6 protein-coding genes are annotated in these 8,967 nt (G+C 52.8%); 5 read left to right on the top strand and 1 reads right to left on the bottom strand.

The annotated features are described in order from the left end of the window. From AB1690_13950 to AB1690_13935, 4 genes are all read left to right on the top strand, one after another. Positions 1 to 752 (top strand): cysteine synthase family protein (locus tag AB1690_13950; protein MEW6016410.1); only part of this gene is annotated, 752 nt, incomplete at its 5' end. Between the two features lie 193 nt (positions 753 to 945). Next, positions 946 to 1,695: an enoyl-CoA hydratase/isomerase family protein gene (locus AB1690_13945; protein MEW6016409.1), complete on the top strand. Its 750-nt coding sequence runs from the start codon at positions 946 to 948 to the stop codon at positions 1,693 to 1,695. Positions 1,696 to 1,796: 101 nt separating this feature from the next. After that, entirely contained in the window at positions 1,797 to 2,852 is a 1,056-nt protein-coding gene (locus AB1690_13940; protein MEW6016408.1) for an efflux RND transporter periplasmic adaptor subunit, read from the top strand. 13 nt (positions 2,853 to 2,865) lie between these two features. Further along, positions 2,866 to 5,955: an efflux RND transporter permease subunit gene (locus AB1690_13935; protein ID MEW6016407.1), complete on the top strand. Its 3,090-nt coding sequence runs from the start codon at positions 2,866 to 2,868 to the stop codon at positions 5,953 to 5,955. 103 nt (positions 5,956 to 6,058) lie between these two features. Here the strand turns inward: AB1690_13935 and AB1690_13930 are convergent, their stop codons facing one another. Then, positions 6,059 to 6,961 (bottom strand): NmrA/HSCARG family protein, encoded by a 903-nt coding sequence (locus AB1690_13930; protein ID MEW6016406.1) that lies wholly within the window; start codon positions 6,959 to 6,961, stop codon positions 6,059 to 6,061. Between the two features lie 267 nt (positions 6,962 to 7,228). Here AB1690_13930 and fusA point away from each other — a divergent pair. Beyond that, positions 7,229 to 8,967 (top strand): elongation factor G (gene fusA / locus AB1690_13925; GenBank protein MEW6016405.1); only part of this gene is annotated, 1,739 nt, incomplete at its 3' end.

The raw sequence follows: 8,967 nt of genomic DNA, 5'->3' as shown, positions 1-8,967 counted from the left end.
GACTGAAACCGGGATACACTATCGTCGAATACACCGGCGGAAGCACCGGCATTTCGCTCGCGCTCGCCGCGGTCGCCCGGGGATATCGCCTTCATATCGTCACCTCCGATGCCTTCAGTCACGATAAACTGCGGCATATGGCGGCACTGGGGGCGGAGCTCACTATGGTTCCAAGTGAGGGAGGTCTGACCACCAAGAAGCTGATACTGGATATGATAGAGGTTGCCCGCCAGATAAGCCGTCAACCGCGAACCTACTGGACCGACCAGTTGCGCAATCTTGACAGCATCACCGGCTATTATCGGTTGGCGGAGGAAATCTGGAGCCAGACCGATGGCAAAGTTGACGCCTTTATTCAGTCGGTAGGAACGGCGGCATCAATAAGGGGAGTGGCGACCGTATTGAAACGTCACAATCCTAGGATAAAGATTGTAGCGGTGGAACCGGCCGAGTCGGCCGTGCTTTCGGGTGGCGAACCGGGACCGCACAAAATTGAAGGGGTCGGGATTGGATATACCCCGCCACTCTGGGAACCAAACCTGGTCGATGAAATTGTTCCGGTGAGAACTGATGACGCCAAGGCAATGGCGCGACGTTTGACTCGTGAAGAGGGGCTCTTTGCGGGAACGTCATCGGGAGCCAATATTGTCGCTGCCATGCGTATCGGCGAAAGGCTGGGACCGGATGTCAATGTCGTCACCCTGATGGTAGATTCCGGATTAAAATATCTCAGCACCGATGTTTACCGGTGAGGAACAGAAGGTGACGTCACAGATTCCCCTTCAGTATTGAAGGCATAAGTGTTTGTTCTGGCTCAAAAGGCGTTACTGAAAGCGCCATGAATTCCAAAATCCTCTCTTTCCTCGCTTGACAGATATATTATATTACATTGAAGATTTCCCATTCAGGTCAGTGGCATACTCTTTGTCGTCCGGAGAAGTTGTTATGAAATATCTATATTATGAAAAGTCTGAAAAATTAGCCGTCGTAACCTTGGCGCGGGGGAAAGTGAATGCGATTGACCGCGAGGTAATCGATGAATTCTCGGAGTTATTCTCCAGACTTTCCAGGGAACCGGATATCCGAAGCGCTATAATCACCGGGCAGGGGAAGTTTTTCTCTTTCGGATTCGATGTCCCCTTGCTGTATGACTATTCCCCACAGGATTTCACCCAGTTTTTGCGTGCCTTTTGCCGGATGTACCGCGAAATTTTTCTGTTTCCCAAGCCGCTTGTCGCCGCTATTAACGGGCATGCTGTCGCCGGCGGCTGTATCCTGGCATTAATGGCTGATTACCGGATTATGACAGAAAGTAACGGCAAGATGGCGCTCAACGAAGTCACCTTCGGGGCGGCGCTTTTTGCCGGGGCAGTCGAGATGCTTCGCTACGCCGTGGGAAACAAGAATGCGGCGGAACTGCTCCTGAGCGGCAAGATGTTCACTCCGCAGGAAGCGCAGAATCTGGGGCTGGTCGATTATCTTGTCCCGGAACCGGAACTGGCCGCAGCGGCGCAAAGGAAAGCGGAAGAGATGGGCCGCTATTACGGGCCGAATTACGCCGCCCTCAAAGGACTTCTACGGTATCCCATAGTCGAAGAATGGAGCCGTCGAGAGGAAGATTCCATTCAGAAATTCGTTGAAATCTGGTATTCGCCGGAAACTCGCGCCAAAACCAGGGAAATCAAGATTTTTTAATGACGAAAAAAGCGGTTGAAGATTGATCTGGAGTGCCGCCGCCAGAAAGAGTTAAAATAGACGGAACATGTCATCTATTCGATAGTTAAAGGAATATGAAAATGAAATTAGAACGGCACTTCTCATATCTGTTATTCTTGATGGTGGCGCTCATATTACTGGCAGGTTGCAGCCAGAATAAAGCGACTCCCGGGACGCGTCGCGGCGCCGATAAAATCACGGTTGATGCCCTGGTAGTCAAACCGCAGCGGCTTCTGAACAAAATCTACACAACCGGCACCCTCATCGCCAATGAAGAGGTAGAAATCCGACCCGAGATATCGGGACGGGTGGTCGGTGTTCATTTTGAGGAGGGAAGTCATATCAAGAAGGGGCAACTCCTGCTCAAGATAAATGATGCCGATTTGAAAGCGCACCATAAGGGAAAGCTGTTGGAGGAAAAACTTGCCGCCGACGAGGAACGGCGCAGGCGCAATCTTTTCGAGCGGGCCTTGATAAGCCAGGAAGAGTACGACAAATCGCTGACGACATTGAAACTGAAACAGGCGGAGCGGGAAGTCATCGAATCGCAGATAGCCAAGACAGAAATTCTCGCCCCCTTTGACGGCATCGTGGGGCTTCGATATATAAGCGAAGGGGGATATGTCACCACCAATATGCCGGTCGCAACGGTTCAGGATATCGACCCGATGAAAGTGGAGTTCTCCGTGCCGGAAAAGTATGCTCGTGAAATAACCGATGGAACCAATGTGACCGTCAAAATTGGCGATATGCAAGAGGAATATAAGGGGGTTGTTTACGCCGTCGAATCGAAAGTTGACCCGGGAACGCGGACAATCAAAGCCCGGGCGAAAATTCCCAATCGGCGGGAGACATTGATTCCCGGTTCCTTTGCCAAAGTCGAGCTGACTCTTTCCGAGATTCCAGACGCCTTGGTGGTTCCGGCCGGGGCGGTGATTCCGGAACTGGGCGGGGAGAAGATTTATCTCTGTCAGAATGGCGCCGCCCGCGCCGTGGCGGTGAAAACCGGAATTCGCACCGAAACCGGCGTTCAGATTACCAGTGGCATTGCCGCCAATGATACCCTGATTACCACCGGCCTGCTGCAGTTGGGTGACGGCAAAGCGGTTCAAATAAGCAACTTACAAAGCAACTGAAAATTCCTGTCTTATGACCCTATCGTCTCTGTCCATCAATCGCCCCGTTCTTTCGATAGTGCTCTCGATACTCATCGTTCTCTTCGGAGTGATTAGTTTTCTCTTCCTGGGCGTGCGGGAATATCCCAGCGTCGACCCGCCGGTAGTGACGGTGACCACCAATTACACGGGCGCCAACGCCGATGTGATCGAATCGCAGATTACCGAGCCGTTGGAGGAATCCATTAATGGCGTTGCCGGTATCCGCTCCCTGACCTCGGTCAGCAGCGACGGCAGGAGTACCATTATTGTTGAGTTTGAGCTGGGGGTCGATATGGAAACGGCCGCCAACGATGTCCGCGACCGGGTTTCGCGGGCGCTGCGAAGCCTTCCGCCCGATATTGACCCGCCAATCGTCTCGAAATCGGATGCCGATTCCAGTCCCATCATTTCCATGACTATCCAGAGCGACCGCCGGACTCTCCTGGAACTATCGGCGATAGCCAATGATGTTTTCAAAGAGAGGCTGCAGACTATTCCGGGGGTAAGCGAAATACGAATCTGGGGCGAGAAGAAGTATGCCATGAAACTTCTCATCGACCCGGTCAAACTTGCCGCGCATGGACTGACACCGCTCGATGTCAGGAGTGCTCTCAATCGGGAAAACGTGGAGCTGCCGTCGGGACGAATCGAAGGATACAATACCGAGTTGTCGATACGGACTTTTGGACGGCTCACCACCGCCAATGAATTCAATGAGCTGATAATCAAGGAGACCGCCGGCTCGGTGGTGCGGCTGAAAGATATCGGCCAGGCGGTGCTGGCGCCGGAAAATGAGCGGACTATACTCCGCGGTAACGGCGGCATCCCGATGGTGGCGGTGGCGCTCACCCCCCAGCCCGGCTCGAACCATATCGCCATTGCCGATGAGTTCTACCTCCGTCGCGACCAGATTAAGAAAGAATTGCCCTCGGATATCATTCTCGGCATGGCGATGGATACCACCACCAATATCCGCAAGTCGATAACAGAGGTGGTCGAGACCATCATAATCGCTTTTCTCCTGGTGCTTCTGGTCATCTGGGCTTTTTTGCGGCACTGGCGGACCACCGTCATCCCGATGCTGGCGATTCCGATTTCGCTGATTGGGGCATTTTTCATAATGTATATTGCAAACTTCTCGATAAATATCCTGACACTGCTGGGGATTGTCCTTTCAACCGGAATCGTGGTCGATGACGCCATTGTGGTGCTCGAGAATATCTACAGCAAAATCGAGCGGGGGATGCCTCCGCTGGAAGCGGGACACAAAGGCTCCAGGGAGATTTTCTTTGCCATCATTTCAACCACCATAACTCTGGCGTCGGTCTTCCTCCCCATCATTTTCCTGCAGGGTTTGACCGGACGACTCTTTCGCGAATTCGGCATCATTGTCGCCGGTTCCGTGCTGATTTCGGCTTTTGTTTCGCTGACGCTGACGCCGATGATGAGCGCGCGCACTCTGCGCCGACATGAGCATGAAAATAGATTTTATGACTGGAGCGAACGTCAGTTTAACCGCTTGAGCGGTTGGTATCGACGGTCACTGGGGGCGTTTATCGAGCGGCGCTGGCTGGCGCCGATTGTAATGGCTCTGGCTCTGGCTATCATTTTCGGTCTGGGCGCGATGATTCCATCAGAATTGGCGCCCCTCGAAGACCGTAGCCGCCTGGTTATCAGTGCCACCGCGCCTGAAGGAACCTCCTACGAGGCAATGTACGATTATATAGGCCGCTTAATCTCTCTGGTCGATACGCTTCCGGAGAAAGAATACATCGTATCAGTGACCGCCCCCGGTTTTGGGGCGAGCGCTGCGGTCAATAGCGGCTTTGTCCGGGTCAACCTGGTTCCACCGGACCGGCGCGACCGAAGTCAGCAGGAGTTGGCCGATATACTGGGCGCAGAAGTGCGCCAGATGACTTTCGCCCGCGCCTATGTCACCCAGGAGCAGACTATCGGCGGCGGGCGCGGCTCCGGCCTGCCGGTGCAATTCGTGATACAGGCGCCGACCCTTGAAAAGCTGAAGGACGTCATTCCGGTCTTCATGGAGAAAGCGCAATCAAGCCCGGTCTTTCAGGTGGTTGACCTCAATCTCAAATTCAATAAACCGGAACTGACTATCGAAATTGACCGCGACCGGGCGCGCGCCCTGGGGATTACAGTGCGCGATATCGCGGAAACCTTGCAATTGTATTTCAGCGGACAGCGATACGGTTTCTTTGTGATGAACAGCAAACAATATTCAGTAATCGCTCAGGCTGACCGTCCCAACCGGGATGAGCCGCTCGACCTGAGTTCTATCTATGTCCGCAACAACCGCAACGAACTGATTCAGCTGGATAATGTCGTCACGCTGTCGTATCGAAGCAGCCCGCCGCAACTCTATCGCTATAATCGCTATGTCTCCGCTACGGTAATGGCCTCTCCGGCGAAAGGTTTTACTCTGGGAGAGGGCATTGATGAGATGAATCGGATTGCCGCAGACGTTCTCGATGAAACCTTTGCGACCAGCCTGGCCGGGGTTTCCAAGGAATATGCCGAAAGCTCCAATACCCTTCTTTTTGCCTTTGTCCTGGCGCTGATACTGGTCTATCTGATTCTTTCGGCTCAGTTTGAAAGCTTCCGAGACCCGCTGATAATTATGTTCACGGTACCGTTAGCCCTTGCCGGAGCGGTGCTCTCCCTCTGGTTGTTCGGGCAGACTTTTAACATTTTCAGTCAGATCGGCATTATCGCCCTGGTCGGAATTGTTACAAAAAATGGAATTCTGATTGTCGAATTTGCCAATCAGCGAAAATCTCAGGGATTATCGATTAAAGATGCCGTTATTGATGCCGCCGCCCAGCGGTTTCGACCAATTCTTATGACCAGCCTTGCCACTGCCTTCGGCGTTCTCCCGATTGCGCTGGCGCTGGGCGCCGCCGCCAAAAGCCGGGTGCCGATGGGAATTGTCATCATAGGTGGATTGCTCTTTTCGCTGGGGCTGACTCTTTTTGTTATTCCCGCCCTTTATACCTATCTCTCGACCGAGAAAAAAGCGGCGACGGCTGATATCCCGGAAGCAATCCCGGCCGAAAGCGCTTGAGAAGTCGCCTAAGTTGAAATCCTTCCTTAAGGCGCTGCGCCCGGCATATATTTTTCGGGCGACCGCAAGGGCCGCCCCTTCGTTCAAATCGACCTTGTGATACTCAGCCGCTGAAGACCTTCTCCAATTTCCCTTTATTTTCCATCACCCAGGTTTCAAACCTCTTCATCCCGGGATAGAGGCGGCGGCTCTCTTCAATATCTTTCTGGCGATTGGGAATATGAAGACGGTTCAAGTCGAACATATTGGCGACATCCTCCGCCCCGGGAAAATCGAACTTGGCAAAGACCTCTCTGGGGATATGATTGAAGACAATCTTCTTTCCGACATGACGGCTCATTATTTCGATATAATCGGCCGCTTTCAGGTCGTCGCCGACTACCCCTACCGTTCGGCCTATAAATTCTTCCGGTCGGTCGAAAATCTGGGTCACCACTCCGCCGACATCGCCGGCCGATGCCCCCGCTAAGAGCGTATCCCCCTGCGGAAATCCATAAGAGAAGGTGCTGTCGCCGTTTTTCTGCGGCATCACAAAAAACAGAAAATTCTCATAATAGAAGGCGACATGAATAAACGTAGCCGGTATTCCTTCTTTTCTAATCGCCTCCTCCACTTGCGCTTTGATTTCAAAATGCGGCACCGGGTTATTATATCCGAACGATTTCGGATGCGGCAGCGAACTGAATACATAATGTTTCACGCCGGCTTCCTTTACCGCTCTCATCAAGTTCATTCCGTGCTCGTACTCTTTATCGAAATGCTCCCAGAAATTGGTGACGCCGAAAACGCCGTAGCAGTCTTTTACCGCCGGGCGAATCATGTTGATGTCAGAGAGGTCTCCTTTGAATATTTCAACCCCCAGTTTGCTTAATTCCCGAGCGGTTTCGGAGTCCGGCTTGCGGGTCAACGCCCGCAGATGAAACTTTCCATCCTTTAGCAGGAACCTCGCCACACTCCCTCCCTGCCATCCGGTAGCCCCCGTCACCAGAATCGTTTTCTTATCCATCTTTTTGTCCTTTCTTTATATAAGTGAACAAGTTACGAGTACCCCACCGCCGCTGTTTGTAGATACCGGAAGTCTCTTTTCAGGTAATTGGGGTCACCTCTAATTTTTTGGAACCATTTCCCAAAAAATTCGTTATCTTGGCGTATTGTTGGGGATTTCTTGCCCTTTTATTCTGCCGGTTTCCCGCAGTAAAGACAGGATTTCTCATTAGAAAAGCGGTTGCTTATTTGGGGCGCCGCGTTGAGTATTGTTTGAGAGGAGTTTACGTTGGAGCAGTCGAGCACAAAGAAAATCAGAAATATCGGGATTGTTGCCCATATCGATGCCGGCAAAACCACCACCACCGAGCGCATTTTGTTCTTTACCGGCGTCACCCATAAGATGGGCGAAGTGCATGATGGCCAGGCGGTCATGGATTTCATGAAACAGGAGCAGGAGCGGGGAATTACTATCTCCTCGGCCGCCATCACCACCGAATGGCATGACCATCAGATAAATATCATCGACACTCCCGGCCATATCGATTTCACCCTGGAGGTGGAGCGCTCCCTGCGGGTGCTCGATGGCATCGTCATGCTCTTCTGCGCCGTGGGCGGTGTCGAGCCGCAGAGCGAAACTGTCTGGCACCAGGCCGACCGGTACAAAGTGCCGCGGATTGCTTTTATCAACAAGATGGACCGGCAGGGGGCAGATTTCGACCATACGGTAACGATGATGAATGAAATGCTTGGCGCCAATGCCGTGCCCTTCCAGTTGCCGATTGGAAGCGAAGAAAAGTTCGAAGGGGTCATCGACCTGATTGCGATGAAAGCGTACATTCATAACGGCGCCGACGCCAAAGTCAGCGAAATTCCGGCTGCTCTTAAAGAAAAGGCGGCGCAGTATCGTGACAATATGATTGCCCAGCTGGCGGAATTTGACGACGACCTGATGGAGAAATATCTCAATGGGCAGGAAATCAGCAACGAGACTATCAAACATGTGGCGCGGCATGCCGTGATGGGAATACTGATAACACCGGTCTTCTGCGGCGCGGCATTCAAGAATAAGGGGATTGAACTTCTACTTGACGCCGTGGTCGATTACCTTCCCTCGCCGGTTGACCGCGGGATTGTCTCCGGACTCGATATCAAGAATGGCGATACCACCATTTCCCGCCATCCTCTGACCAAATCCCCCTCGTCGGCGCTCGCCTTCAAAATCATCACCGACCCGTATGTCGGGCAGCAGACTTTTGTCCGGGTCTATTCGGGAGAACTGAAAGCGGGAAGTTATGTCTATAATTCCTCCAAGGGGGAGCGGGAACGTATCGGGCGAATATTGCGGATTCACGCCAACGACCGTCAGGATGTCGGCGAACTGAAAGCCGGCGATATCGGCGCCCTGGTCGGGATGAAATATACCACCACCGGCGATACCCTCTGCGATGAAGAGCAGCCGATACTTCTGGAGAAGATTCATACGCCGGAAACGGTTCTCGATATGCGTATCGAGCCGGAGAGTATCAAAGACCGCGATAAACTCGGCGCCGCTCTAAGCAAAATTGCACTGGAAGACCCCTCTTTCAAAGTCCGCTTCGATGACGAAACCGAAGAAACCGTCATCTCCGGCATGGGGGAACTGCATCTGGAAATTATCGTTGACCGCATCAAAAACGACCACAAAGTCGGCGTCATTGTCGGCGAACCGGCGGTGGCGTTCCGGGAGACGGTGACGCGCGAGGCGGAGCATGTGTATAAGTACAAAAAGCAGACCGGCGGCAAAGGGCAGTATGCCCATATCGAGTTTTTGCTTGGTCCCAACCAGGGGAAAGGCATCGAATTTGTGGACCGGGTCAAAGGCGGTAATATCCCCCGCGAGTACATTCCGGCTGTCGAGAAAGGATTTCTGCAGACCGTCAATGAGGGGCTGGTCGCCGGATTCCCGATGATTGATGTTAAATTTGTCCTGCTGGATGGCTCCTATCACGAAGTCGATTCGAGCGATATGGCTTTCCGTATCTGCAC

The organism is Candidatus Zixiibacteriota bacterium, assembly GCA_040753495.1.
In the GTDB taxonomy this organism is placed as follows: domain Bacteria; phylum Zixibacteria; class MSB-5A5; order GN15; family PGXB01; genus DYGG01.
The sequence above is the reverse complement of the archived record's forward strand: the minus strand, read 5'-3'. Positions and strand labels throughout refer to the sequence as shown.